Source organism: Paraburkholderia suaedae (genome assembly GCF_040812055.1).
Classification (GTDB): Bacteria; Pseudomonadota; Gammaproteobacteria; order Burkholderiales; family Burkholderiaceae; genus Paraburkholderia.
In genome coordinates, this window is the sequence record NZ_JBFOAH010000006.1 from 244,574 (window position 1) to 271,183 (window position 26,610).

General features: G+C 64.7%; 25 protein-coding genes. 8 read left to right on the forward strand and 17 right to left on the reverse strand.

Features of this window, described 5'->3' with window-relative positions; genetic code table 11:
* Nucleotides 1-63: 63 nt before the first annotated feature.
* Nucleotides 64-1,392: a C4-dicarboxylate transporter DctA gene (locus ABQJ48_RS11755; protein ID WP_367838187.1), complete on the reverse strand. Its 1,329-nt coding sequence runs from the start codon at nt 1,390-1,392 to the stop codon at nt 64-66.
* A 229-nt stretch (nt 1,393-1,621) separates the two neighbouring features.
* Here ABQJ48_RS11755 and ABQJ48_RS11760 point away from each other — a divergent pair, with 229 nt between their 5' ends.
* The gene (locus tag ABQJ48_RS11760; RefSeq protein ID WP_367838188.1) at nt 1,622-2,314 is read left to right on the forward strand and encodes a FadR/GntR family transcriptional regulator; all 693 of its coding nucleotides are present in this window, start codon (nt 1,622-1,624) and stop codon (nt 2,312-2,314) included.
* Between the two features lie 84 nt (nt 2,315-2,398).
* On the opposite strand, the gene gap is transcribed toward ABQJ48_RS11760, so the two are convergent.
* Complete coding sequence (gap, locus tag ABQJ48_RS11765) at nt 2,399-3,409, reverse strand: type I glyceraldehyde-3-phosphate dehydrogenase (RefSeq protein WP_367838189.1); 1,011 nt, start codon at nt 3,407-3,409, stop codon at nt 2,399-2,401.
* 94 nt (nt 3,410-3,503) lie between these two features.
* Nucleotides 3,504-5,525 (reverse strand): transketolase, encoded by a 2,022-nt coding sequence (gene tkt, locus ABQJ48_RS11770; RefSeq protein ID WP_367838190.1) that lies wholly within the window; start codon nt 5,523-5,525, stop codon nt 3,504-3,506.
* 278 nt (nt 5,526-5,803) lie between these two features.
* Between tkt and speE the strand changes: the two genes are divergently transcribed.
* From speE to ABQJ48_RS11785, 3 genes are all read left to right on the forward strand, one after another.
* Entirely contained in the window at nt 5,804-6,676 is an 873-nt protein-coding gene (gene speE, locus ABQJ48_RS11775) for a polyamine aminopropyltransferase (protein WP_367838191.1), read from the forward strand.
* Nucleotides 6,677-6,790: 114 nt separating this feature from the next.
* Nucleotides 6,791-7,204, forward strand: coding sequence for a VOC family protein (locus ABQJ48_RS11780; protein ID WP_367838192.1), 414 nt, complete (start codon nt 6,791-6,793; stop codon nt 7,202-7,204).
* Between the two features lie 19 nt (nt 7,205-7,223).
* Complete coding sequence (locus ABQJ48_RS11785; RefSeq protein ID WP_367838193.1) at nt 7,224-7,964, forward strand: 16S rRNA (uracil(1498)-N(3))-methyltransferase; 741 nt, start codon at nt 7,224-7,226, stop codon at nt 7,962-7,964.
* A 139-nt stretch (nt 7,965-8,103) separates the two neighbouring features.
* Here the strand turns inward: ABQJ48_RS11785 and ABQJ48_RS11790 are convergent, their stop codons facing one another.
* The 3 genes from ABQJ48_RS11790 to ABQJ48_RS11800 form a co-directional block, all read right to left on the reverse strand.
* Entirely contained in the window at nt 8,104-8,664 is a 561-nt protein-coding gene (locus tag ABQJ48_RS11790; protein WP_367838194.1) for a barstar family protein, read from the reverse strand.
* A gap of 16 nt (nt 8,665-8,680) precedes the next feature.
* Nucleotides 8,681-9,097 carry a ribonuclease gene (locus tag ABQJ48_RS11795; RefSeq protein WP_367838195.1) on the reverse strand — a complete coding sequence of 139 codons (417 nt, stop codon included), beginning with the start codon at nt 9,095-9,097 and terminating at the stop codon, nt 8,681-8,683.
* 411 nt (nt 9,098-9,508) lie between these two features.
* Nucleotides 9,509-11,803 (reverse strand): NADP-dependent malic enzyme, encoded by a 2,295-nt coding sequence (locus ABQJ48_RS11800; protein WP_367838196.1) that lies wholly within the window; start codon nt 11,801-11,803, stop codon nt 9,509-9,511.
* Between the two features lie 271 nt (nt 11,804-12,074).
* Between ABQJ48_RS11800 and thiL the strand changes: the two genes are divergently transcribed.
* The 4 genes from thiL (at nt 12,075) to ABQJ48_RS11820 (ending at nt 14,735) form a co-directional block, all read left to right on the forward strand.
* Nucleotides 12,075-13,073 (forward strand): thiamine-phosphate kinase, encoded by a 999-nt coding sequence (gene thiL, locus ABQJ48_RS11805; protein ID WP_367838277.1) that lies wholly within the window; start codon nt 12,075-12,077, stop codon nt 13,071-13,073.
* A complete protein-coding gene (locus tag ABQJ48_RS11810; protein WP_367838197.1) occupies nt 13,063-13,635 on the forward strand; it encodes a phosphatidylglycerophosphatase A family protein in 573 nt (190 codons plus the stop codon). Before thiL ends, ABQJ48_RS11810 begins: the two co-directional genes overlap by 11 nt.
* Before the next feature lie 65 nt (nt 13,636-13,700).
* Entirely contained in the window at nt 13,701-14,201 is a 501-nt protein-coding gene (locus ABQJ48_RS11815; RefSeq protein WP_367838198.1) for a CinA family protein, read from the forward strand.
* Between the two features lie 24 nt (nt 14,202-14,225).
* Nucleotides 14,226-14,735 (forward strand): cupin domain-containing protein, encoded by a 510-nt coding sequence (locus tag ABQJ48_RS11820; protein WP_367838199.1) that lies wholly within the window; start codon nt 14,226-14,228, stop codon nt 14,733-14,735.
* Between the two features lie 174 nt (nt 14,736-14,909).
* Here the strand turns inward: ABQJ48_RS11820 and pyrF are convergent, their stop codons facing one another.
* The 11 genes from pyrF to ABQJ48_RS11875 form a co-directional block, all read right to left on the reverse strand.
* Nucleotides 14,910-15,725: an orotidine-5'-phosphate decarboxylase gene (gene pyrF, locus ABQJ48_RS11825; RefSeq protein ID WP_367838200.1), complete on the reverse strand. Its 816-nt coding sequence runs from the start codon at nt 15,723-15,725 to the stop codon at nt 14,910-14,912.
* A 172-nt stretch (nt 15,726-15,897) separates the two neighbouring features.
* Nucleotides 15,898-16,956: an aldose 1-epimerase gene (locus ABQJ48_RS11830; protein ID WP_367838201.1), complete on the reverse strand. Its 1,059-nt coding sequence runs from the start codon at nt 16,954-16,956 to the stop codon at nt 15,898-15,900.
* A 220-nt stretch (nt 16,957-17,176) separates the two neighbouring features.
* Complete coding sequence (locus ABQJ48_RS11835) at nt 17,177-18,088, reverse strand: SMP-30/gluconolactonase/LRE family protein (RefSeq protein ID WP_367838202.1); 912 nt, start codon at nt 18,086-18,088, stop codon at nt 17,177-17,179.
* Entirely contained in the window at nt 18,085-18,885 is an 801-nt protein-coding gene (locus tag ABQJ48_RS11840) for an SDR family NAD(P)-dependent oxidoreductase (RefSeq protein WP_367838203.1), read from the reverse strand. The genes ABQJ48_RS11835 and ABQJ48_RS11840 overlap by 4 nt, the downstream gene beginning before the upstream one ends.
* A gap of 55 nt (nt 18,886-18,940) precedes the next feature.
* Nucleotides 18,941-19,957 carry an L-arabinose ABC transporter permease AraH gene (gene araH, locus ABQJ48_RS11845; RefSeq protein ID WP_367838204.1) on the reverse strand — a complete coding sequence of 339 codons (1,017 nt, stop codon included), beginning with the start codon at nt 19,955-19,957 and terminating at the stop codon, nt 18,941-18,943.
* 55 nt (nt 19,958-20,012) lie between these two features.
* Entirely contained in the window at nt 20,013-21,551 is a 1,539-nt protein-coding gene (gene araG, locus ABQJ48_RS11850; RefSeq protein ID WP_367838205.1) for an L-arabinose ABC transporter ATP-binding protein AraG, read from the reverse strand.
* A gap of 312 nt (nt 21,552-21,863) precedes the next feature.
* Complete coding sequence (locus ABQJ48_RS11855; protein WP_367838206.1) at nt 21,864-22,862, reverse strand: arabinose ABC transporter substrate-binding protein; 999 nt, start codon at nt 22,860-22,862, stop codon at nt 21,864-21,866.
* A gap of 145 nt (nt 22,863-23,007) precedes the next feature.
* Entirely contained in the window at nt 23,008-23,784 is a 777-nt protein-coding gene (locus tag ABQJ48_RS11860) for an SDR family oxidoreductase (protein ID WP_367838207.1), read from the reverse strand.
* A complete protein-coding gene (locus ABQJ48_RS11865; RefSeq protein WP_367838208.1) occupies nt 23,781-24,461 on the reverse strand; it encodes a 2-dehydro-3-deoxy-6-phosphogalactonate aldolase in 681 nt (226 codons plus the stop codon). The genes ABQJ48_RS11860 and ABQJ48_RS11865 overlap by 4 nt, the downstream gene beginning before the upstream one ends.
* Nucleotides 24,462-24,496: 35 nt before the next feature.
* On the reverse strand, nt 24,497-25,558 hold the full coding sequence (locus ABQJ48_RS11870) for a 2-dehydro-3-deoxygalactonokinase (RefSeq protein ID WP_367838209.1): 1,062 nt from the start codon (nt 25,556-25,558) through the stop codon (nt 24,497-24,499).
* On the reverse strand, nt 25,555-26,523 hold the full coding sequence (locus tag ABQJ48_RS11875; RefSeq protein ID WP_367838210.1) for an IclR family transcriptional regulator: 969 nt from the start codon (nt 26,521-26,523) through the stop codon (nt 25,555-25,557). The genes ABQJ48_RS11870 and ABQJ48_RS11875 overlap by 4 nt, the downstream gene beginning before the upstream one ends.
* Nucleotides 26,524-26,610 lie beyond the last annotated feature (87 nt).

The following is a 26,610-nucleotide window of genomic DNA, read 5'->3' on the forward strand; positions in this document are numbered from 1 at the left end:
GCGAGCGCTCCGCGTGGGCGCGCTCAATCAGGATTCGCAAACGGTCTGTCGAGGCGCGTTGCGTCACACGGCCGGTGCGCGTTCGCCACCGACTGGCTCCGCATCCGCGTCGTCGCCCGCGGGTACGAAGCGCAAGGCCGCGTCGCGATTGAGCACGCGATGAGCGCGCGCCCGGTCGATGTCGTTCTCCCACACCGCGACCACTACCGTCGCCACGCAGTTGCCGATCATGTTGGTCAGCGCACGCGCAATGCCGACGAACCAGTCGACCGGCAGAATCAGCACGAGGCCGAGCACGGGGATTGCCGGAATGGCGGACAAGGTGGCGGCCAGAATTACGATGGCCGAGCCGGGGATGCCGTGCGCGCCCTTGGACGTCAGCAGCGATACGAGCACCACCACGATCAGATCGTGCGTCGACAACGGCGTGTGGGTGGCTTGCGCGATGAAAATCACCGCCAGCGTGAGATAGATCGAAAAACCGTCGAGGTTGAACGAGTATCCGGTCGGAATCACGAGGCCGACGGTGGAATCTTTGACGCCCATCCATTCGAGCTTGCGCATGATCTGCGGCAGTACCGCGTCCGACGAAGCGGTACCCAGTACGATCGACAGTTCTTCGCGCAGGTAGCGAATCAGCTTGAAGATGCTGAAACCGGCCAGCCGCATCACGATGCCCAGCACGACCACCACGAACACAATGCAGCTCGCGTAGAACACCAGCACCAGCATGCCGAGTTGCTTGAGCGACTCGACGCCGTACGTGCCGGTGGTGAACGCGATCGCGCCCAGTACGCCGAGCGGCGCGAGCTTGATGATGAAGCCCATCACGCGGAAGAACACGTGCGACAGTTCGTCGATCAGGCCGCTCACCCGCTGCGCCTTCTTGCCGAGCAGCGACAGCGCCGAGCCGAACAGCACCGAGAACACCAGAATCTGCAGGATATCGCCGGTCGCGAATGCGTTGATCGCCGTGTCCGGAATGATTTTCAGGAGGAAACCCGCGGTGTCCTTGAGGCTTTTCGCGTGCTCGGTGTACGTGGCGAGTGAGGCCTGATCGAGCGAATGCAGATCGATGTTCATGCCGACGCCGGGCCGGGTCGCATACGCCAGCACCGCGCCGATCAGTAGCGCGATCGTGGTCATCACCTCGAAGTAGATCACCGCCTTTACCCCGACGCGCCCGACCTTGCGTAGATCACCGGCATGCGCCATGCCGCTGACCACGACGCAAAACACGATCGGACCGATCACCATCTTGATTAATTTGAGAAAGCCGTCCCCGAGCGGTCGCAGCGATTGGGCGAAATGCGGATAAATCGCGCCGATCGCAATGCCTAACACTAGCGCTACGACGACCCGGCCAAACAGCGAATTGAAGAATTTCAACACGGCTTCCTCCTAGTCTCGAATGTCATCTGTTCAGACTGGTCCGACCAGTTCTGTTATGGCCAATAGTAGGAAACCGATATACTGGCGTCAAGGATTGATCGAAGGGTGTTTACCCGAGGTTTTCGGGGGGTCGGCAGGCCGCATTGCAACGCCGCGCCGGCGCGATCGCGCAGGTGATGGGCCCGCGTATTAGAATACTGGTCAGACCGCGTCACTCCAGTGAGCCACCATGAAAAACGTTCCGCACACCGTCACCGATGCCGCCATCGCGACCATCCGCGAACGGATCGAAGGGGGCGACTACCCGGTCGGCACGCTGCTGCCGGCCCAGCGCCAACTTTCCGAAGAATTGTCGATCAGCCGCGCGTCGCTGCGCGAGGCGCTGTCCACGCTGGAGGCGCTCGGTCTGCTGGTGATCAGGCCCGGCAAGGGCGTGTATGTGGAAAGCGCGCAGGCCACGGCCGCGCAATCGTGGCGTTTCGCCGAGCAGTCTTCGCTGCCGGACACCTATCAGATGCGCTTCGCGCTCGAAGGCTTCGTCGCGCGCATGGCAGCGCTCGCCGTGAGTGAGGCCGATCTCGCGTGGCTGGAGGAAAACATCACCGCGATGCAGGCTGCGCTAGCCTGCGACGAACTCGACGAGGCAGCGCGCCTCGACTACGAGTTCCACATGCGAATCGTGAGCATTGCCGGCAACGCAGCGATCGAATCGATCCTGCGAAGCAGCGCGGAGATCATGAAGGAAAGCCAGCGGATGCCCTTCTACCGGCGCGAACTGGTGCTGTCCACTTATACGGAGCATCGCGCGATTCTCGACGCACTTCACGCACGCGATTCAGCGGCTGCGGGCAAGGCCATCGAAACCCATATCGCCAATGCGGCACAGCGCGCGGGCGTCCATTTTCCGACCCCGCAAATGTAAAGAGCCGCTCGGAAGAGCGGCTCTTTTTGGCCCCGCGCCGACCGAAGCCGGCTTCGCAGCGCGTCGCGCAAAGCGCGCAATAACTTACTTGGCGTTGGCGAGTGCCACGGCCGTGTCCAGCATCCGGTTCGAGAAGCCCCACTCGTTGTCGTACCAGCTCGACACCTTCACCAGACGGCCGGACACCTTGGTCAGCGTCGAGTCGAACGTCGAAGAAGCCGGGTTGTGGTTGAAGTCGATCGACACCAGCGGTGCGTCGTTGTAGCCGAGAATGCCTTTGAGCGCACCTTGCGACGCTTCCTTCATGATCGCGTTCACTTCTTCGACCGTCGTGTCGCGCGCGGCGATGAACGACAGGTCGACGACCGACACGTTGATCGTCGGGACGCGAATCGCGTAGCCGTCCAGCTTGCCGTTCAGTTCCGGCAGCACCAGACCCACCGCCGACGCAGCGCCCGTCTTGGTCGGGATCTGGCTGTGCGTGGCCGAGCGCGCGCGGCGCAGATCTTCGTGATAGACGTCGGTCAGCACCTGGTCGTTCGTGTAGGCGTGGATCGTCGTCATCAAGCCGTTCACGAGACCGATCTTGTCATTGAGCGGCTTGACGAGCGGTGCCAGGCAGTTGGTCGTGCACGATGCGTTCGAAATTACTGTGTCCGACGCCTTGAGCACATTGTGATTCACGCCGTAGACGATCGTTGCGTCGACGTCCTTGCCACCGGGCGCCGAGATGATGACCTTCTTTGCACCGCCCTTGATGTGCGCGCTCGCCTTTTCCTTGGTCGTGAAAAAGCCGGTGCACTCCATCACGACGTCGACGTTCAACTCGCCCCACGGAAGCTCAGCCGGGTTACGGTTGGCGAGCACGCGGATCTTGTCGCCGTTCACGACCAGGTAGTCGCCGTCCACCGACACTTCGCCCGGAAACTTGCCGTGCGCGGTGTCGTACTGCGTCAGGTGGGCGTTCGTCCTTGCATCGCCCAGATCGTTGATGGCGACGATCTCGATATCGTGCTTCTTGCCGTTTTCATAAAAGGCGCGCAGGGTGTTGCGGCCGATCCGGCCATAGCCGTTGATTGCGACGCGAATCGTCATGATTAATCTCCTGATGGCTAAAAAATACCTAGTGGTTCGTCTGACCCGGGGTGTTGCCGCACATTCTCAAGCGAGCGGCAACGTTTCGCTGCGATCAGCCGAGAGCGGCTTTCGCCGTCTTGACCACATGCTCGACGGTAAAGCCGAAATGCTTGAACAGGACGCCAGCCGGGGCTGATTCGCCGAACGTGTCGATGCCGACCACGCCGCCTTCCAGGCCCACGTATTTGCGCCAGAAATCCGTCACGCCCGCTTCCACCGCGACGCGGCGCACGCCGTGCGGCAACACCCGTTCGCGGTACGCGGCGTCCTGCTTGTCGAACACCGTGGTCGACGGCATCGATACGACGCGGGCCGCAATGCCTTCGCGCGCAAGCGGTTCGATCGCGTTCAGCGCCAGCTCGACTTCCGAGCCGGTGGCGATGAGGATGATCTTGCGCGCGACGATCTCGTCGTTCCAGTCGCGCAGCACGTAGCCGCCCTTTTCAATGTTGGCGATCTGCGCGTCGGTGCGCTCCGAAAACGCGAGGTTCTGGCGGCTGAAGATCAGGCATGACGGGCCGTGCTGTTCGACCGCGTGGGTCCAGGCTACCGCTGTCTCGACGGTATCGGCCGGACGCCACACTTGCAGGTTCGGAATCAGACGCAGGCTAGCGATGTGTTCGATCGACTGGTGGGTCGGGCCGTCTTCACCCAGGCCGATCGAGTCGTGCGTGAACACGAAGATCGACGGCGCCTTCATCAGCGCGGCGACGCGCAGCGCGTTGCGGCTGTAGTCGGAGAACGTCAGGAAGGTGCCGCCGAACGCCTTGAAGCCGCCGTGCAGCGCGACGCCGTTGATCGCGGCGCTCATGCCGAATTCACGCACGCCGTAGTTCACGTAGTTGCCGGCGGCCTGGCCTTCGGCGTTCACGCGCACCGGTTTGGCGGCCTTCCAGTTGGTCAGGTTCGAGCCGGTCAGGTCGGCGGAGCCGCCAAGCAGTTCGGGCAGCACGGTCGACAGGCCTTCGATGGCTTGCTGTGACGCCTTGCGCGTGGCGATGGTTTCCGCGCGCTCGTTCGCGCCGGCGATGATCGCCTGCGCCTTTTGCTTCCAGTCGGCCGGCAGCTCCTTCGCGCTACGGCGTTTGAATTCCGCCGCTTCCTGCGGGTACTTGGCCGCGTACGCCGCAAACGCCTTGTTCCAGTCGGATTCGATGCGCGCGCCGGATTCCTTCGCGTCCCATGCCGCGTAGACTTCCTGGGGGATCACGAACGGCTCCCACTTCCAGCCGATCGCTTCGCGCGTGGCCGCGACTTCTTTGTCGCCGAGCGCCGCGCCGTGCGAATCATGGCTGCCTGCCTTGTTCGGCGAGCCTTCGCCGATCACGGTTTTGCAGCAGATCAGCGTCGGCTTGTCGGACAGCTTGGCCTGCCTGATCGCCGCATCCACTGCGTCGACGTTGTGGCCGACCACGTTCGGGATCACGTTCCAGCCGTATGCCTCGAAGCGCTTGGGCGTGTCGTCGTGGAACCAGTGCACCACTTCGCCGTCGATCGAGATGCCGTTGTCGTCGTAGAACGCGATCAGCTTGTTCAGCTTGAGCACGCCCGCCAGCGAACACGCTTCGTGCGAGATGCCTTCCATCAGGCAGCCATCGCCGACGAATACGTAGGTATGGTGGTCGACGATCTTCGCGTCGGGCTTGTTGAATTCGGTAGCGAGCAGAGATTCGGCGAGCGCCATGCCGACCGCATTCGCCAGACCTTGGCCCAGCGGGCCCGTGGTGGTTTCGACGCCCGGCGTAATGCCGTATTCGGGGTGACCCGGCGTCTTCGAGTGCATCTGGCGGAAGTTCTTCAGCTCTTCCATCGGCAGGTCGTAGCCAGTCAGATGCAGCAGCGAGTACAGCAGCATGGAGCCGTGGCCGTTCGACAGCACGAAACGGTCGCGATCGGCCCATTGCGGGTTCTTCGGGTTGTGGCGCAGATGGCGCGACCACAAAGCCACGCCGATTTCGGCCATGCCCATCGGCATGCCGGGGTGTCCGGAATTCGCTTTTTGAACGGCGTCCATGGACAACGCGCGGATTGCGTTGGCCATCAGTGAGGTGGGTGCGGGAGACGAGGTCGTCATGTCGAGTCCGGAGACAGAGTCAGAAAGCGGTGCGCGCTCGAGGACCGGGAGCTCGGCGGCCAGTTCGCTCGACGCACGGTGCGGTGCCTCTAGACGCGAAACGGGCAGAGCAAACGGACAAGGCTGAAAGCGACCCATTCTAACAGATCGTTGCCCCGCGTCCGGCCCGGGAACGCCGCTTGGACGTGCGCTCCGGCGCACAGCTGGGGCCGCGACGCGCGGCGCGCTTTACAATGGCGCAACCGTATCGACCTGGCTCCGAACCGAGCCCGCCAGCCGTGAATACTCCGCTGCTGTTCCACCCGAGTCCCGACGCCGTGTACGGCTTCGCACGCGCGCGGCGCCTCGCGCGTGTCGATTCCCCGTATCAGCGCATCGAGGTGTGGGATACGCCGCAGCTCGGCCGGCTTTTTACGCTCGACGGCCGCCCGATGACGTCCACGGGCGACGAGTTCATCTATCACGAGTGCATGGTCCATCCGGCGGCGCTCGCGCATCCGTCGCCGCGCGCGGCGCTGGTGCTGGGCGGCGGCGATGGCGGGGCCGCGCGGCAACTGCTGCGGCATCCGGGTATCGAGCGGATCGTGGTCGCGGAGCTGGATGCGGAGGTGGTGCGCCTGACGCGCGAGCACTTGCCCGACGTGCAAGACCGCGCGTTCGACGATCCGCGCGTCGAACTGGTGATCGGCGACGCCGCGAACTATGTCGCGGCAAGCGCGCCAGCGCAATTCGACCTCGTCGTCTTCGATCTGACGCCGCCCGATTCACCCGCCGCCGGCCTGTACACGCGCGCCTTCTACGAACAGCTCAAGCGCACGATGAGCGCGTGCGCGGCGCTCTCGGTGCATCTCGGCTCACCTTATTTCCACGCGCGCCGGGTGGCCGGCCTGCTCGGCGATCTGCGCGCCGCGTTCGCCGTGGTGAGCCCAATGAGCACCTTCGTACCGCTCTACGGTTCACTGTGGATGATGGCGACCGCGAGCGACACGCTGGACCCCGCCGCGCTCAGCCCCGACGCGCTCGCGGAACGCCTCGCCGCGCGCCGGATCGATTCGCTTAAGCACTACGATCCGGCCACGCACGGCGCACTGTTTTCGGTGTCGCGGTCCGTGGACGTTAAACTAAGTCAAGTCTTAGAGCCATCAAGCTAACGTGCGGGCACAATTTACGGTTGGGTCGGACCACGCTATCCGCATGTCGATACGCGAGCGGCGGCCTCGTCCCGTCGCATGCGTTCCGCCAACCATCATGATCCGGAGAAACCCATGACCGCCTCCCGCCCAGCCGGTGTGCCCTGGTTGACCCCCTATCTGACGGTGCGCGACGCGCGTGCTTCTACGGCGTTTTTTACCGCGGCCTTCGGCTTCGAAGTCCGCGACAGCGTCGAGGACGACGGCGTCGTCATGCATGTCGAGATGACCTATCAAGAGCAGCTGATCCTGATGTTCGCGCCGGAAGGCGCCTTCGGATCGGCTGCAAAAACACCGAAAAGCGCGGGCGCCATCGCCCCGCAATCGTTCTATGTCTATGTCGACGATGTCGACGCGGTTTATGCGCGGGCACTGCTTGCCGGCGCCAAATCGCTGAGCGAGCCCCAGGATCAATTCTGGGGCGACCGGTTCGCCCAGGTCGAAGATCTGGACGGCTACCGTTGGGCGCTCGCTCGCCAACTTTCCTGAGCCAATGAGTATTTTTTTGATGCCTCGCTTCTTCGTCGGTACCCCGCTCCGCTCCGACGACATCATGCCGCTTCCCGATGACGTCGTGCGCCACATCCTTGTGCTGCGCTTGCAGCCCGGCGATTCGATCGTGCTTTTCAACGGCGAGGGCGGCGAATACAGCGCCGAGCTCGTCGAGGTCGAACGCCGCTCGGTGCAGGTGCGCATTCGCGAATTCCGTCCAATCGAAGTCGAGGCGCCGTATCGGCTTACGCTGGCCCAAGGCATTGCAGGCGGCGACAAAATGGACTGGCTAATCGAAAAAGCGGTCGAACTGGGCGCGTCGTGCTTCGTGCCGCTGACCACCACGCGCAGCGTCGTGCGTCTTGCCGGCGAGCGCGCGCAGCGGCGGCATGCGCACTGGCAAGGAATCGTGCGCGCCTCGTGCGAGCAATGCGGGCGCAATCGGCTGCCGGAAGTGATGCCGGTGCGCGAGATCGCCACCTGGCTCGGCGCGCTGCCGCGCGAGGCCGGCGAGGGCGAATTGCGCTTCCTGCTGTCGCCGCGCGCCAGCATCCATTTTTCGGCGCTGCCCGCGACGCCGCCGCAAGGCCGCGTGACCATGCTGGTCGGCCCGGAAGGCGGCTTTTCGGCGGCGGAGGAAGCGGCGGCCACCGACTACGGCTTCACCGCCGTCGGTCTCGGACCCCGCGTGCTGCGCACGGAGACTGCGGGCATCGCGGTGCTGGCGGCGCTGGCTGCTCGCTGGGGTGGCTGGTAACAACCGGCTAACGCGCGTCCCCTGCGCCTTGGCCGCAGGCCGGTGCGGACACCAAAAGCAAAGGCCCGCCGACTGGCGGGCCTTGCTCTTTTCTGTTCCTGCGACAACCTGTGACAAGCTGTGCTTACACCGGCGAAATTCAGGCGAACGAATAAAACACCCGGAAGGCCACCTTGCGCTCGGCCCAAAACTCGGCCGCTTCGCGAAACACGTCCAGCAGCGTCTCGCGCCCTTCCTTGTCGAACTTCTGCGCCACCGGCAACTGCTCGAGCACGATCACGAAGCCCGGCTGCGCACCGGCCTTGTGGACGAGGTCGGTCAGGCAATCGTACAGCGCGTCGTAGTTCTTGCCGAAGTGCTTGGGGAACAGAAACGACGTCGCGATGGTCTCCAGCACTTCCTGTTTGGACAGCGCGTTCGCGCAGTACGCATACAGAAAATGCTGGCCGAGCTGGCTGGCCTCGTCAGCGAGATCCTGCACGCGGAACGCGCGGATCGACTGTACGATGTTCGGTCGTACGGTCTTGAAAAGGCTCATGGGCTCCTCGTTCGATGAAACCACCGTGCCAGCGTCGCCCTGCTTGTCGCGGCCCTGATCGCCGGCGCGCATCTTCATGACGCGTTGGAACAAATTGCCGTCGCCGGCCGCGAAAAGATCCGTCGCGACTCCGGTGTCGTGCGCGTAGATGTTGTCGCTCATGCCGTTCATCCCGATGTCATTCAACAATACGATTAAAACTGGTGTAGTGATCGTCCGAGTAGTAGCAATTGTCGGTTCGCTTTAGCGGACCGCCGCAGACGATGCGACGCGCCCCGCGATTGTGTGCACGCGGCGTTGGAACGGTGTATTCGTGGTAGTAGCCGCGCCGATGGGCCGGCAGCAGCCGTTCGCGATTGCCGAATACGATGCCGTCCTTTTCATACGGGTAAGGCCCGCCGGCCGCAATCAAGTTCAATGTGTTGACCGCTTCGCGCGGCAGCTGCGCCAACGCAACGGTGCCTTGGACCTGTGCGCCGGTTTCGGCCGGCGCCGGGTAGTCGCGTGCGAAAGCGCCAGGCCCGCAGCTGAACAACGAGCCCAGCGCAAAAGCACCGATCAGCACGCCTTTGATCTGCAGCCACTTGCGTGCCATGTATCGAATTTCCCGCTGTTGACCCACGCGTTTGACGACTATGAAAGACGTAAGGGTATCGCTAATGGCCTTTTGAATCAACGTTCACCGGGCCGCCGAACGCTGCCGGAAGGTGCGCACAAGGCACCAGCCGGGGCTTTGACGACTTTTCACAGAATCTTTAGCTTGATCGGGCTATAGTTAGCGCGACTGTGCGAATCAACGGGCGATGCAGGCCGGGCTGGAAGCGGTCGACACGCCCCTTCGTTCGTCACGGCCTGAGCCGTGGCATACAGTCTTTGAAGGTGAATTGTGTCAGTAGCCATATTTAGGGTGGCAATCCCCTGCTTTACCCACAGGCGTGCCCGTTGCGGGCACGCCTTTTTTTCATGGCACGCGAGCGGCCGGCCCCATGCCTGATCCGGCCGGCAATCAGCGGGCGGCGATCACGTCCGCCACCAGCAGCGCGGTCATGTTGACGATGCGGCGCACCGTTGCCGAAGACGTCAGCACATGCACCGGCTGCGCCGCGCCGAGCAACATCGGGCCGATCGCGATGTTGTTGCCCGCCGCGGTCTTCAGCAGGTTGTATGAGATGTTGGCCGCGTCGATGTTCGGCAGCACCAGCAGGTTCGCGTCGCCTTCCAGCGTGGAATCGGGCAGCACTTCGCGGCGCAGGTTCGCGTCGAGCGCAACGTCGCCGTGCATTTCGCCGTCCACCTCCAGTTGCGGCGCGCGTTGGCGCAGAATCTCCAGCGTGTCGCGCATCTTCTGCGCGGTCGGCGCGTTGCTCGAACCGAAGTTGGAATGCGACACCAGCGCGACCTTCGGCTCGATACCGAAACGGCGCACTTCCTCGGCGGCCATGATGGTGATCTCGGCCAGCTGCTCGGGCGTGGGATCGACGTTCACATGCGTGTCGACCAGGAAAATCTGCCGGTTCGGCAGCACCAGCGCGTTCATTGCGGCGTACACCGCGCAGCCTTCGCGCTTGCCGATGACCTGGTCGATAAAGTGCAGGTGCCGGTGCGTCGTGCTGATCGTGCCGCAGATCATGCCGTCCGCCTCGCCCTTCTTCACCAGCATGGCGCCGATCAGCGTGGTGCGGCGGCGCATTTCGAGCTTCGCCATCTGCGGCGTGATGCCCTTGCGCGACATCATCTTTGCGTATTCCTGCCAGAAATCGCGGTAACGCTCGTCATGGTCGGTGTTGACGACCGTGTAGTCCTGCCCCGCGGTCAGACGCAGACCGTAGCGCGCAATGCGCTGCTCGATGACCGCCGGGCGCCCGATCAGGATCGGCTTTGCCAGCTTTTCATCGACGACGATCTGGATTGCGCGCAACACGCGCTCTTCCTCGCCTTCCGCGAACACGATTCGCTTCTTCTCCGGCTCGACGCCGCGCGCCAACTGGAAAATCGGCTTCATGGTCGTGCCGCTGTGATACACGAACTGCTGCAGATGCTGCTGGTACGCTTCCATGTCCTCGATCGGACGCTCGGCGACACCTGAATCCATCGCGGCCTTCGCCACCGCGGGCGCGACCTTGACGATCAGACGCGGATCGAACGGCTTCGGAATCAGATATTCCGGGCCGAACGACAGATCCTGGATGCCATACGCGGTCGCGACGATGTCGCTCTGCTCCTGACGCGCCAGTTCCGCGATCGCATTGACCGCGGCGATTTCCATTTCCCGCGTGACTGTCGTCGCGCCCGCATCGAGCGCGCCGCGGAACAGGAACGGGAACACCAGCACGTTGTTCACCTGGTTCGGATAGTCGGTGCGGCCCGTGCACAGCACGGCATCCGGGCGCACTTCGAGCGCCAGTTCCGGCAGGATTTCCGGCGTCGGATTGGCGAGCGCGAGAATCAGCGGTTTGTCCGCCATCTGCTTGACCATGTCCTGCTTGAGCACGCCGCCCGCCGAAAGACCCAGGAACACGTCCGCCCCGCCGATTGCTTCGGCGAGCGTGCGGGCGCCGGTTTCACGCGCGAAGCGCTCCTTGTCCGGGTCCATCAGTTCGACGCGGCCCTTGTAGACCACACCGGCGAGGTCCGTGACCAGGATGTTTTCGAGCGGCAAGCCGAGATCGACCAGCAGGTCCAGACAGGCGAGCGCCGCGGCGCCCGCGCCGGAGGCGACCAGCTTGACCGACTTGATGTCCTTGCCGACCACCTTCAGACCATTGGTGATTGCCGCCGCGACCACGATGGCCGTGCCGTGCTGGTCGTCGTGAAAGACCGGAATCTTCATGCGCTTGCGGCATTCGCGTTCGACGATGAAGCAGTCCGGCGCCTTGATGTCTTCCAGGTTGATACCGCCGAAGGTCGGTTCGAGTGCCGCAATCACCTCGACCAGTTTGTGCGGGTCGGACTCGTTGAGCTCGATGTCGAACACGTCGATGCCGGCAAACTTCTTGAACAGGACGGCCTTGCCTTCCATCACTGGCTTCGACGCGAGCGGCCCGATGTTGCCCAGGCCGAGCACCGCCGTGCCGTTGGTGACGACGCCGACCAGGTTGCTGCGCGCGGTGAAACGCGCGGCGTTCATCGGATTCTCGACGATTTCCTCGCACGCGAACGCGACGCCCGGCGAATACGCCAGCGCGAGGTCGCGCTGGTTGATCATCTGCTTGGTCGGGGTGACGGCCAGCTTTCCCGGGGTCGGGAACTCGTGATAATCGAGTGCGGCTTCACGGAGTTTGCTATTGACGGGATTCGACATAGGGCGGGCTTGGAGGGCGGATTAGAATATAGGCGTTCGACGGCATTGTAGCCCCAATTGCCTACGAGATACCTTCAAAACGGGTACAACTGCCGCGACTTAAACACAGCGAAAGTCCGGCGTGGCATGCTTCGCGCCGCGCGGGCCAGCACCGGAATCGTGAGTCATATGCGCGCGAATCGCTCGAGACTGGCGCACGCATTCCGCTGGCACTTTGTACAATGCGCGCCGTCCACCGCGTCCAAGCAGTATCCGTTCACCCTTGGCTACCATGCTCTCTGAGTTTTCGCTGATCGACCGCTTCTTTGCCCGCCGCGCCGCCGCTCGGACGCCCGACGCCGCCGGCGAGTCGCTCGGCATCGGCGACGACTGCGCGCTGCTCGCGCCGCGCCCGGGCGAAATGCTGGCCATATCGACGGACATGCTCGTGGAAGGCCGCCATTTCCTCGCCGACGTCGATCCCGAGGCGCTGGGTCACAAGACGCTCGCGGTGAATCTTTCGGACCTTGCCGCGATGGGCGCGCAACCCCAGGCGTTCACGCTGGCGTTCGCGTTGCCAAGAGCGGATGAAGCATGGCTTACCGCCTTCAGCGAAGGACTCTTCGCGCTCGCCGGGCGCTACGGCTGCGAGCTGATCGGCGGCGATACGACGGGCGGGCCGCTGAATCTGTGCGTCACCGTGTTCGGCAGCGTGCCGCCGCGAGCGGCGCTGCGCCGCGACGCGGCCCAGCCCGGCGACGACATCTGGGTCTCCGGCACGCTCGGCGACGCGCGCGCCGGTCTGGGCATACATCGCGGCGAGTGGTCCGCCGATGCCAGCGACGCTGCGCGGTTTCGCCGCGCGCTCGAACGGCCCGAGCCGCGCGTGCCGCTCGGGCTCGCGCTGCGCGGCCTCGCGCATGCGGCGCTCGACCTGTCGGACGGCCTGGCCGGCGATCTGCTGCACATCCTCGAGCGCTCGCGCGTACGCGCCACCGTCGATGTCGACGCCGTGCCGCGCTCCGCCGCATTGCGCCGCCTCGCGCCAGCCGTCCAGCAGCGTTGCACGTTGGCAGGCGGCGACGACTACGAACTCTGCTTCACCGCGCCGGCCACGGCGCGCACCGCGGTGGAATCAGCCGGCCGCGCGGTGGCCGTGCCGGTCACACGCATCGGTACAATAAGCGCTCTCCAGACGGCGGACGATCGCCCGGCCATCGACTGGCGCAACGCCGCCGGCGCGCCGCTCACTCTGACGTTGCAAGGCTTCGACCATTTCCATGCAGACTGATCCCTCGCTCGGCCCCGCGAACAATCTCCTCGACAGCGAGCCGCCCAACGCGCCGGGGCCGCGCCCGCCACGGCCTCGGCCGCGTCGCGCCAGCGCGCGTTTCATGCTGTCGCACCCGCTGCACCTGCTGTCGCTCGGGTTTGGCAGCGGCTTGTCGCCGGTTGCGCCGGGCACGATGGGTACGCTGTTCGCGTGGGCGTCGTTCGCCGTGCTGAACCGCTATCTGAGCGTGATCGAATGGGGCGTGCTGGTCGGCGCCGGCTTCATCGCCGGCATCGCGATCTGCGGTTTCACCGCGAGGCGGCTCGGCATCGACGACCCGTCGCCGGTCGTGTGGGATGAGATCGTCGCGTTCTGGCTGGTGCTGCTGATGGTCACGCCAGTCACGCTGACCGGCCAGTTTTGGGCCTTCATCGTGTTCCGCTTTTTCGACATGGTGAAGCCGCCGCCCATCGGCTATTTCGACCGCCGTCTGAAAGGCGGCTTCGGCATCATGTTCGACGACCTCGTCGCCGCCTTTTTCACGTTGCTCGTCATCGCGCTGTGGCGCATGTCGGTCTGACCGCAGCCGGCAATCGCCGCTCACGCCGCGCCTTGCCGCCGGCACCCGTTTTCCGGATTGACGCCATGCCTACCGACTCCGTCGTTCACCAGCTCGCGATTCGCGTGAGCAACCGCTTGCGCGACGAGCGCCTGATGCTCGTCACCGCGGAGTCCTGCACGGGTGGCATGGTGGCGACCGCGATCACCGACATCTCCGGCAGCAGCGGCTGGTTCGAGCGCGGCTTCGTCACCTATTCGAATCAGGCGAAGAGCGAGATGATCGGCGTGCCCGCCGATCTGATCGACAAGCATGGCGCGGTCAGCGAACCGGTCGCCCGTGCGATGGCTGAAGGCGCGTTGCGTAACAGCCGCGCACAGGTATCGGTATCCATCACCGGCATCGCCGGACCGGGGGGCGGCACCGAGACCAAGCCGGTCGGAATGGTGTCGTTCGGCTGGAGCAACCGGCTGCATACGTCGGTCGAAACGAAGATTTTCAAAGGCGACCGTGAGCAGATCCGCGTGCAGGCCGCCGCGCACGCGTTGCGCGGCGTGCTGGCGCTCCTCGACGAGCGCGAACATTGATCCTCGTTTGAACAGGCGGAAACGATGCAGGATTCGCGTGCAGCCAAAGACGGACTGATTCGCCGCTTCGATCTGAAGCCGCACCCCGAAGGCGGATTTTTTTGCGAGACGTATCGGTCGGTGCAACGCGTGATTCGCGACGACGGCTCAGCACATCGCTCGGCGTCAACCGCCATTTACTACCTGCTATGCGACGGCGCACATTCGGCATGGCATCGAATCCGCTCCGACGAAGTCTGGCACTTCTACGCGGGCGAGCCGTTGCTCGTCCACGTGCTCGATGAAGACGGCGCACTGCTCACGCACAAGCTGGGCAATACGCTCGCGCATCCCGATGCGGTGTTTCAGGCGGTGGTGCCGGCGGGTTTGTGGTTCGCGGCGGAATGCGCCGATCCGGCGACGTTTGCGCTGGTGGGCTGCACCGTCGCGCCCGGATTCGAATTCAGCGAGTTCGAACTGGCGGATGTCGACGCGTTGAAGGCCGCGTATTCGCAGCACGCGGAGATGGTTGCGAGGCTAGGGCCGGCGGCTTAGATCGCTTCGTTGCATCGCTTTTTTTGCTGCTGCCGGGCTCGCGGTTTGAGCAGAACCCCCGCAGGCGCGGCGTCCTCGAGCTTTCCGAACCCACTCATCAAACCGCCCCGAACCGACCCCGCTCAAAAGCTGGCTTATCCTGCACGGAGCCAGCTTCACAACGCAAACCTCGAATCACCGAAACGCGTTGATCCGGTCGCGCGTTTCTATCGCGGCTTTCGCTGCGGCTTGTTCGAAATCGTCGCCTTTGCCCGCATAGATGATCGCGCGCGACGAGTTGATCAGCATGCCCGTGCCGTTCGCGGTACGTCCGGCATTGACGGTCGCCTCCACGTCGCCGCCTTGCGCGCCGATGCCCGGAATCAGCAACGGCATTTCGCCGACGATCCCGCGCACCACTTCGATCTCCTTCGGAAACGTCGCGCCGACCACCAGGGCCAGCTGTCCGCTCGCGTTCCACTTGTCAGCGGCCAGTTGCGCGACGACCTGGTACAGCGGACGGCCGCCGGTGTCCAGGAATTGCAGATCGGAGCCGCCCGGATTCGACGTGCGGCACAGCACGATCACGCCTTTGCCTTCGTGCTCCAGATACGGCTCTATCGAGTCGAAGCCCATGTACGGATTGACCGTCACCGCGTCCGCCCGGTAACGCTCGAACGCCTCGCGTGCGTATTGTTCGGCAGTGCTGCCGATGTCGCCGCGCTTCGCGTCCAGAATCACCGGCAGGCCCGGATGGTTCGCATGAATGTGACCGATCAGCTGTTCGAGCTGATCTTCTGCGCGATGCGCGGCAAAGTAGGCGATCTGCGGTTTGAAGGACGACGCGTACGGCGCGGTTGCATCGACGATGGTGCGGCAGAAGTCGAAAATCGCGTCGGACCGGCCGGCGAGCGCGCCCGGGAACTTGCTGGGCTCGGGGTCGAGGCCGACGCACAGCAGCGAGTTGCTGCGCTGCCAGGCGTCGTTGAGTGTCTGGATGAAATGGGACATGGTGGGTGTCGCGGCGAGCCGTAAAACGGAAGAGGCGCGTATTTTACCTGTCCTGGGCAGCGGGTCGCGGGCCGAGCGGGGACGGCAGCGACCTGCACGGCTGCCCTCAGGTCAAAGGAGCGGCGCGCCCGCATTGTGCCGCGCCGCGCCCGCTGCCCGCCACCGCGCGCTGCTACGGCCGCCGCGATCCGCGCGCGCCAGGCATCGAACGCAAACCGGTGCGCTCCACCGTGAAGCGGAACGTGCGCGTAAGCCGCTCGCCGCGTGGCAGCAGGGTCATGCCGTTTTCACAGGCGCCGCCGGCCAGATTCATCGCGTTGATCGGATGATCGACCGGCTCGAAGCAGAAGAAGTTTTCGCCGGGCGGCGTGTACAGCACGTAGTAGTCGGTGTCGGCCGCGATGCCGAGCGACAGGCCGCGCTTCGGCCAAACCACCGCCGCCTGCCCGCTCCAGCCGGTGAACGCGTGATTGACGATGGTCGCGGGCAACGGATACGCGACGCCGAATTGCCACGCGGGCGGCGCCGGCACGTGGCGCACCGGCAGCCAGTCATCGCCGGACAGCCACAGACCGCCCGCCGCCGCCGACAGTTCCGTATCCGCGTCGCGCACGAAGAAGGGATGCACGCCCAGTCCGAACGGCAGCGCTTCGCGCCCCGCGTTCTCGATCTCCAGCGCGACGACGAGTGTCGGGCCGTCCAGCGTATAGGTTTGCGTCGCGCGGAACGCATACGGCTTGCCGTCCTCGCGATCCAGCGTCAGGCGCACGTTTGCGCCGTCCGAGTCGGCCACCCGCCACGCTGACAGCCAGCCGTCGCCGTGAATCGGCAACGGTTCGTCGGCGCGATTGCGCGGCACCTCGACGCGGCGCCCCGCCACCTTGAAACCACCGCCGCCGATCCGGTTGGAATACGGCAACAGCGAATAGCAGGCAAGCTGGTTCGGCTGCGTGTCGGGGCCGACATGCCGGCAGCGCCGGAAGATCGGCGTGAGCGCGCCGTCGCCGCGCCAATCGAAACGGGTGACGCCGCCGCCAAGCGTCGGCGCCACGTCCAACCGTAAATGCGCGTTGGCAAGCGTGATACACGCGACATCGCCGGCACTCCTCTCGCCGACCGCCACCGCCGACGTGCTCGGCCCGGCCAGCACCGGATTAGCCGCCGCGGCTAGCCGCGCGCGCCGGCTCTGGACAGTTGAAGCAGAAGCGGAAACGGGATTCGCAACAGTCATATCTGGCTCCATCGAGAGGCGTGAGACGTTGCCGTCATTGTTGACGGATACTGTTGGGCGATTTTTTAAGCGATCGCCTCAGGGTGCGAACTGCTTACTGCCGATCTGCTGCCGATCTGCTGCCACCAGAACTGCAACACCAGCTTCTGATTCCCTTTCGAAGTCACTGCGTTGACGAGCCGCAACCGCAGGCTCGCGAGCGGGCTGCATCATTGTGCGCCTACGCGGGCGTGCCCAAAAACTCCGCTTCGGGCAACCCGCGCCGTCCCGGCACCGCGACGAACACTCCGCCAGCCCGAGTATCGTTTGCGAGGGCCGCGGCGTCGAGTCCGATGCGCGCGCTCGTGACGTACAGCGTGCCGAGCCGGGGCCCGCCCAGCGCGACGCAAGTGGTCTGAACGGTCGGTACCTCGATGCGGTCCGTTTCCACGCCGTCGGGACCGTAGCGCACCACCCGCGCACCGTTCCATTGCGCGTTCCACAGGCCGCCGTCGCGGTCGACGGTCGAGCCGTCCGGCTCCACGCCCACGCCCGTGACCTGCGTAAACTGGCGGTCGCGGGCGACGCTGCCGTCCGCACGATAGTCGCACGCGCGAATCTCGGGGATCAACGAATCGCAGTAGTACATCGTCGCGCCGTCGGGGCTGAACGCGATACTGTTGGAGATCGCCGGGGCAGGCAACGGCAGCCGCTCCAGCGAGAGGTCGGTATTGAGCCGGTAAAAGCCGCCGACCGGTCGTGCCGGCGTGCTTTCGTCTTTCGTGCCGAACACGAAGCGCCCCTGGCGGTCGCAGCGGCCGTCGTTCACGCGCGTCGTCAGATCCGGTTCGATATCGACGATGCGCCGGGTCTCGCCGGTCGCCAGATCGAAAAACGCCAGATGGGTGGCGAGGCCGAGCAGCAGGTAATGCGGATCCGCGCACAGCGCGAAGGTCGCGAGGCGCTCGGGCATGCGCCAGAACGTGCTGCGGCCGTCGCTCGGATCGTAGCGCCACAAACGCGCGCCTTCGATATCCGTCCAGTACAGGCGGCCGGTCTTCGCGCACCACGTGGCCGCTTCTCCGAGCGTGCATTTCGTGTCGAGCAGCAAGGCCGCCCGCCGCGACGTGACGCTCGGCGCGCCCGCGCTCACGCCCAGCCTCCGTCCACGACGATGTCCTGCGCGGTGATCATGCGGCTGTCGTCGGCGGCGAGAAATAGCGCCATGCGCGCGAGGTCGGCCGCTTGCAGCTCGGCGTCGATGCACTGCCCTTCCTTGATCTGCCGACGCCCGTTGTCATCGAGCCACAGACGCTTCTGCTTGTCCGTCATCACCCAGCCCGGCACCAGTGTATTGACGCGAATGTTGAAATGCCCGAGGTCGCGCGCAAGTCCCCGCGTCAAACCCTGCACCGCCGATTTCGACATCGTGTACACCGGGAAGCCGCCGCTTTTCAACATCCAGCTGATGGAGCCGAGATTGATGATCGAGCCGCTATGAGCCGCCTTCATGTCTTCCATCACCGCCTGCGCGGCGAAGAACTGGTGACGGATATTCACGGCGATGCCTGCGTCGAACGACTCGCGCGTCACTTCGCCGATCGTGTGGCGCTTGTCGTTGGCCGCGTTATTCACCAGCACCTGAATCGGCCCGAGCGCGGCCTTCACGTCGGCGATCGCTTTTTGCAGCGCGTCGATATCGGTCAGGTCGCAGTGCAGGAACAACGGCTTGTGCTTCGCATCGCCGAGCTGGTCGGCGAGCGCTTCCCCGGCGCTCGCGTCGATATCGAAGAACGCGACGCGCGCGCCTTGCGCCGCGAAGTGCTCGACGAACGACGCGCCGATGCCGGTCGCGCCGCCCGTGATCAACACCGTGTGATCAACCAGACTCGGATAGCGCGCGAACGCGTTGTCCGCGAGTTGAGCGCTTGAATTGGCCGGAGACGACATCGTTCGATTCCTTTGAGGCTAATGGGTGAGGGACGCGGCGCATCAAGCGCGGAACTCAATCGCGCGAACCGCGGTTCTTCAACTGGTCGAGCAGCACGGCGGCAAGCAGGATCGCGCCGCGCACCAGGTATTGATAGAACGCGTCGATGTTCATCAGGTTCATCACGTTCTCGACCGTGCCCATGATCAGCACGCCGATCACGACGCCGGAAATGGTCGCGCGGCCGCCGAGCAGCGACACGCCGCCCAGCACGCAAGCCGAGATCACGTTGAGCTCGAAACCTTCGGCAGCGTTCGGCTGACCGGACGTGATGCGCGACGCGAGGATCACACCGGCCAGCGCGGTCACGGCGCCCTGAATCAGGAAGATGTAGACGCGCGTGCGTTCGACATTGATACCGGCCAGACGCGACGCTTCCGGATTGCCGCCGATCGCGAGCGTATTGCGGCCGTACACGGTCTGATTGAGCATCACGCCGAATACGATGAAGCACAGCAGCGTGACCCAGATCGGCAGCGACACGCCGAAGAAGCTCAGGCCGCCCAGCGCGATGAACGTGTCCGACGACACACCCACGGCCTGCCCATGCGACACGATGAAGCCGAGGCCGCGGACGATTTCCATCGTTGCGAGCGTCGTGATCAGCGCATTGATGCGCAGATACGCGATGACCGCGCCGTTGACGAAACCGATCACCGCGCCCGCCGCGACTGCCGCGATGATCGCGATGAAGGTATTGCCGGTGGCATTGAGCACCATCGCGCAGAGGACGCCCGCGAACGCGACGGTCGAGCCCACCGAGAGGTCGAAGTCGCGCGAGGCGAGGCAGAACATCATCGTGCACGCGACCATGCCGATCTGCGAGATCGACAGCGCGAGGCCGAGCATGTTCTCGATCGAGAAGAAGTGATCGACGGTCAGCGACATCGTGACGAACATCAGCACGAAGATGACGATCAGGCTGTATTCGGTGATCTGCTGCCACCATTTGGCCTTGTCGCCGGCTTGCGGAATCAGCGCATCGGCGGCGCTTTTGGCGGCCTGTTGCGCGAGGTTTTCTCTGGCTTGCATGTTCAATACTCCTCCCGTATCCCCACGGGTTGCCGGACTTGTGTCCGAATAAGGTTCAGGCGGCCTGCCGGGCGCCGGTGTCGGTTCCGGGCAGCGCGGTCGAGCTTTGCGGCAGTGCGAGGCTCAGCACCGCTTGTTCGTTTGCGTCCTGGCGCGCCAGCTCGCCGGAAATCCGGCCCTGGCGCATCACGACGATCCGGTCCGACACGCCCAGCACTTCCGGCAACTCCGACGAAATCATCACGATCGCGCAGCCGCGTTCGGCGAGCTGATAGATCACGTTATAGATTTCATGCTTCGCGCCGACGTCGATGCCGCGCGTCGGTTCGTCGAGAATCACGACTTTCAGATCGGGCTCGGCGAGCCAGCGCGACAGAATCGCTTTCTGCTGATTGCCGCCCGACAGGAAGCGGATTTTCTGGCGGCGGCTCGGCGTCTTGATTTTGAGCAGCTTGATGAAACGGTCGGCTGTTTCTGCTTCCTTCTTGCGATCAAGAAACATTCCCGCGCGCAGATAGTGACGCCGGCAACTGATGTTGATGTTCTCCGACACCGTCGCCATCGCGACGATGCCCTCTTCCTTGCGGTCTTCCGGACACAGCACGATGCCGTGCCGGATCGCTTCGCCCGCGCTGCGCACCTTGATCGGCTTGCCGTCGAGCAGCAGTTCGCCGCCTTTCCTGTGGTCGGCGCCGTACACCAGATGCATCAGCTCGCTGCGGCCCGCGCCCACCAGACCGAAGAAGCCGACGATCTCGCCGCGCCGCACTTCGAAGCTGGCCGGCTGCGCGAGCGCATGGCCTTCGATCCCTTTTGCCGCGAAGCGCACTTCGCCGAGCGGGCGCGCCGAGTAATTGTAGATGTCCGAAATTTCTCGCCCCACCATCTCGCTGACGATGGTGTCGCGCGACACGCCTTCGAGCGTCGGATGCGATGCTATCTTGCGGCCGTCGCGGAAGATGGTGCAGGCATCGCACAACTCGTAGATCTCGTCCATCCGGTGCGAGATGTAGATCATCGCGCGGTTGTCCGCGCGCAGATCACGTACCAGCTTGAAAAGCACCTCGGTCTCGCGATGCGACAGCGAGCTGGTCGGCTCATCGAGCGCGATGACACGCGCGTTGCGCAACAGCGCCTTGCAGATTTCGACCATCTGCCGTTGCGCGATCGACAGCTTGCGCAGCTTCGCGTTCGGGTCGAGCGCCACGCCCATTGCTTCGAGACGTTCGCGCACGAAGCGTTTGGCTTCGCGTTTGTCGACCCAGCCGAGCGAGTTCGGCAGTTGGCCGAGCAGCAGGTTTTCCGCGACCGTCAGATCGGGGACGTACTGCAATTCCTGGTGAATCACCGCGATTCCGGCCGCGATCGACGACGCTGCGCTGGCAAAGCGCACCTCGTTGCCGTCGATTAGCACGCGGCCCGAATCGGGCTGATATTCACCGCCGAGAATCTTCAGCAGGGTCGATTTCCCTGCGCCGTTTTCGCCCATCAGGCCGTGCACCTGGCCGACGCTGACGTCGAAGGACACACCATCGAGCGCGCGCACGCCTGGAAAGACTTTGCCGATATTGTCAAAACGCAGCGTCGCTGACACCTTCGCCTCCTTTGTCGACGGCAGTTAGCGCTTTAGCGCTTACTGCCGTCCCATGCAACCTGTTGCGGTCGACAGGAGTTAGCGCTTTAGCGCTTACTCCTGTCCCATGCAACCTCTTGCGGTCGACGGCGGTTAGCGCTTTAGCGCTTACTGCCGTCCCATGCAACCCGTTGCGGTCGACAGGAGTTAGCGCTTTAGCGCTTACTCCCGCCCCCACCCAAGCCCATCTCTCACGCTGCTGCCGGCGCGCCGCCGCCCTGAATCCAAAAGACAACGACGCACGTCAGCTCCCGCACTACCGCCTTTGGCAGCTCAATTCGCAGCGAGCCCCATCTTCTGCCGCACTTCACCGACGTTGTCACGCGTAGCCAGCATGCCGGTCGTCAGCGTCAGCAACGGCGGTTCCTTGCCTTGCGTGATCCAGTCGTACATCAGCGTCGAAGTTTCTTCGCCGTGGCGCTTCGGGCTGATGATGACCGTGCCGAAGAAGCCCGTCGGCGTCGGCTTCTTGAACTCGTTCAACGCCGAATCCGAACCGCCGATGCCGATCCCGATCATGTTGTCCGCCTTGAAGCCGCGGCCCTCCGCTGCGCGCACCGCACCGAGCACGCCTTCGTCGTTCAGCGCATAGGCAACCCAGTGCTTGAACTGGGGATTCTTCGTCAGCGCGATGTTGGCGGCGTTGAACGCGTTTTCCGTGTCGGTCTTCGCTTGCGGCGCGGCGATGATGTTCGCCTTCGGGAAGCCGGCGGCCACCAGCGCGTCGGTCGCGCCGCTCGTGCGGTCATGCGCGGTCGGCAGCTGTTCGTAGGTCACATCGATGGCGCCGACGTCCTTCATGTCCCAGCCACGCTTTTTGATCTCGGCGGCCAGACCGTCGCCGACCTGCTTGCCGATGTTGTACGCGGAAATGCCCATATGCGGCACCGATGCGATCGGCTTACCCGCGCCATCGACCAGACGGTCGTCCACCGTCATCATCTTCAGCTTGTCGGCCTTCGCTTTCGCGACGATCCCCGGTCCGAGCTTGACGTCAGGCGTGCAGATCACGAAGCCTTGCGCCTTCTGCGCGGACAGATTGTCGATTGCGCTCATCACCTTCTCGCCCGAGGGCGCGCCGATCTTCACGAGCGTGAAGCCCTTTTCCTTGGCGGCAATTTCGGCGAACTTCCATTCGTCCTGGAACCAGGGTTCTTCGGGCTGCTTCACGAGAAAACCGATCTTGACCGGGTCCGCCGCTTGCGCGACCGGCACGTTGAAGAGCACACCCGTCGCCGCTGCTGCCAGCGTGAGGAAAATTCTACGTTTCATGATGCGTGTCTCCTGACTAATTGATAACGAGAAGGTAAGCGGCCGCGTTTTCTTGTACCGGTGATGACACACGCGGCCAGCGCGTCGTCCGGTTCACTCTTTGCGCCCCTGCGCAACCCTGCGTGCTGCACAAATCAGTCGTGAGTCAGTCGTGGTATAGCGCCGAGCGGCCGCCATCCACGGTGATGCAACTCGCGTTGATGAACGGCGCCTCATCCGACGCGAGAAACACCGCGGTCATCGCCACTTCTTCCGGGCGGCCGATGCGCTTCATCGGTTGCAAGTCGAGCGTGGCCTGCCGCGCGGCGGCCGGATCGGCTTGCTGGTTCCACCAGTCCTGCGTCAACTGCGTTTCGATATAGCCCGGCGCGATTGCGTTGACCCGCACGTTGCGCGGCGCGTATTCGATGCCGAGCGCGCGGGTCAAACCGATCACACCATGCTTGGCGACGGGATACGGGAAACAGCCCGGAATGATCTTGAACGCATGGGTCGACGCGATGTTGACGATGCTGCCCGCACCACGTTCGACCATGCCCGGCAACACCGCGCGGCAACCGTTCCACACGCCGTCGAGATCGACCGCGAAGCAGCGGCGCCAGTCGTCGTCGGTCATGGTCAGCGGATCGCAGAACACGTTGATGCCGGCGTTGTTCACCAGCACGTCGAGCGCGCCGAAAGCCTGCTCGGCCTGGCTCACCGCCTGCCGAACCGACGCGGACTGCGTGACGTCGGTGGGCACCGCGAGCACGCGTGCGCCGGTCTGCGCGTTGATGTGCGCGGCGCTCTGTTGCGCGGTGTCGACATCCAGTTCAGCGAGCACGACCGACGCGCCCTCGCGCGCGAACGCCAGCGCGATCGCGGCACCGATGCCGCGCCCAGCGCCGGTGATCATCGCGGCTTTACCGACGAGCCGTTTCATTTCCTGACACCCGCGCGGGCGATGCGCAAACCGTTGATGAACGCCTTCGCATGCGAGGCGGTCACGGCTGCGCTCTGACCGGGCTTGTACAACGCGGAGCCCAGGCCGAAGCCGTTCGCGCCGGCGCTCAAAAACGGCCCCATGTTGTCCGGGGTGATGCCGCCGACCGGCACCAGCGGCACCTGGACCGCGATCACCGCGCGCCACGCCTTCACGACCTGGCAGCCGAGCTGTTCGGCGGGGAACATCTTGAGCACGTCCGCGCCGTTCTTCAGCGCGACGAATGCTTCGGTCGGCGTCGCGACGCCCGGTGCGCACGCCAGTCCCTGCGCTTTCGCGGCGATGACGACTTCGGGGTCGCTATGTGGCATCACGATCAGTTCGCCGCCCGCCTGCTTCACGTCGTTGACGAAGGCCGGATGCAGCACGGTACCCGCACCGACGATCGCGTCGGCCGGCAAGACCTTGCGGATCGCGGCGATGCTGTCGAACGGTTGCGGCGAATTCAACGGCACTTCGACGATGCGAAAGCCCGCTTCGTATAGCGCTTGCCCGTGATCGGCCGCATCGGCGGGCGTTATGCCACGCATGATGGCGATCAGCGGGCAGGCTTCGAACGCTGCGATGAGGCCCGCGTGCGGCATATAGGGAGCGGGCAGATTGATGTGAGGTTGCATGTCGGTTCCTTGTTTCGTGAGCGACGGTACGCCGGTCAGCCCACGCGCGCCGCGTGGGCTGCCGGGTTGACGAGCCCCGCCTGCGAGGCGACGCGCCACAAGCCGCGCTCGGTCGCGTGCTTGACCAGCGTCGCCTGCTGGCAGCCGAATTGCACGAGTGCGAGGCGGTAGCGCTCGCACAACGCTTCATTGCCGATCAGGCGCAGGCTCTGTGCGGCAAGCGTGTCCTGCTGTTGCGTCAGCACGGCTTCGAGGCCGGCCAGTTCGTGTCCGATCAGCAAGCCCGACAGATAGTCGGGCTGCGCGTCGCGCGTGAGCTGTCCGGTCAGGCCGAGCGTGCGCGCGCTGAACACGGTCGCGAGCAGACCCGCCTGCCCCTTCTCGCGGGCGATGCTCACGCCATGCAAAAACGCTTCGATGTCCGGACGATCCGGCGTCACCATCGTGCGGCCGAGAATCGTATGCTCGCGCAGTGCCGCGTACACTTCACCGGTCATGAACGTATGAAAACGCTCGATGCGCCCGGCCTGCACGACGACCCATTTCGCGTGCGTGCCGGGCAAGCCGATCAGCGCGCGCCTGGCGGTGTCGGCGACGTTCGCGTCCGCGCTGAGCGCGCCGAAAATCTGCGTTTCTTCGCCGCGCATCACGTTGGGCAACTCGCCGCGTTGCAGCACCCCCGGCACGATGTGCAGCGTCGCGCCGCACGCCGCCTTCACGCGAACGATGCCGGCCACCAGCGCATCGGCGTTCGCCGGTGCGTCGACATACGGCGCTTCGAGCCACCCCTGCGCGCTGCCGACCATGCCCGCCGCAATCACCGGCAACGCCGGCGCTTCATCGAACCACGCGCCGCATGCGTCGTCGAAAGCCGCGTCGAAGCCGCCTTGTTCCACGCGCCGCGGCAGATTCATGATCCCCGCCGTCGACGCGCGCGTCGCCAGCACCTGGCCGTCGGCGTCGAACAGATAGGCGCGCAGCGACGTGGTGCCCCAGTCGAGCGCGATCAGCGCCGCCTGCGCAAAGCCCGCAGCGGCATCGGCGACGCCTGCAACCGGGTGAGCGCTGGCCAGTGTGGGAGGACCCGCTCGTTTCATCGCTTGATCCTGCGGGTGGTCGGTTGCGGAGCGCGCCAACCCAGTTCTTCCGAGATCGCGCGCGCTTCGCGCTGCACGACCGGGATCAGTTCGTCCATGCGTTCGAGCGGCATGTACGGGATCGTGCTCGCCACCGAGAGCGCCGCCACCACCGCGCCCGACGCATCGCGCACCGGGGCCGCGACGCAACGGATCGCCGCTTCGTTCTCTTCAAGGTCGAACGTGTAGCCGCCGGCCGCGTAGCTGGCCATGCGCTGCATGAAGGTCGGTGCGTCGGGGCGGTTGTCCGGCTTGAACGACACACTCGCGAGAGCGCGGCGCGACGCTTCGAAAAGCGACTGCCACACGTCCGGCGTGAGGTCGAGCATCATTGCCTTGCCGATCCCCGTCGACGCCAGCGGCATCCGGTGGCCGACGCGCGAGCGCATTTCGAGGCCACGGGTACCGGGAATCTTGTCGATGTACAGCACGTCGTCGCCGTCGCGCACGCCGAGGTGAATGGTGTCGAGCGTCTGCTCGGCAAGCGATTCCAGATGAGGTCGCGCAACCGCGGTCAGCGGCATCTGTTCGAGCGCGATGGTGCCCAGTTCGATCAGCTTGGGGCCGAGCAGATAGCCGCCTTGCACCTGACGCAGATAGCGCGCCTGCACGAGGCTGCTGACGAGCCGGTGCGTGGTGCTGCGGGTCGTGCCGAGCGCGGCGCCGAAGGTGCGCAGATCGCGCACGCCGGCAGCGGCGGCTTCGAGAATCGCCAGACCGCGCAGCAGCGTTTGCGTGCCGGCCTGCTGCGGCGTGATATCCAGCAGCGTGCCAGGCAGCGCAATGCCTTCGACGGCGGGCGGTTGAGCGCCAGCGCGCGGCGCTCCGGCGGCGGGCGCTGGGCCGGCCGTCCGGCGCGGCGCGGCGCTGGTCGCTTGATCGGCTTCGGACGTGCTCTCGGCGTGAGGCGGCATCGCTTTATTCATGGCGATTGGCTAGGGGTGGTTTTTGCGCTTACAGCGCGGGGCCGGCGGAAAAGCCGTAATGATTGGCGATAGAGCGCGCGCAACGGC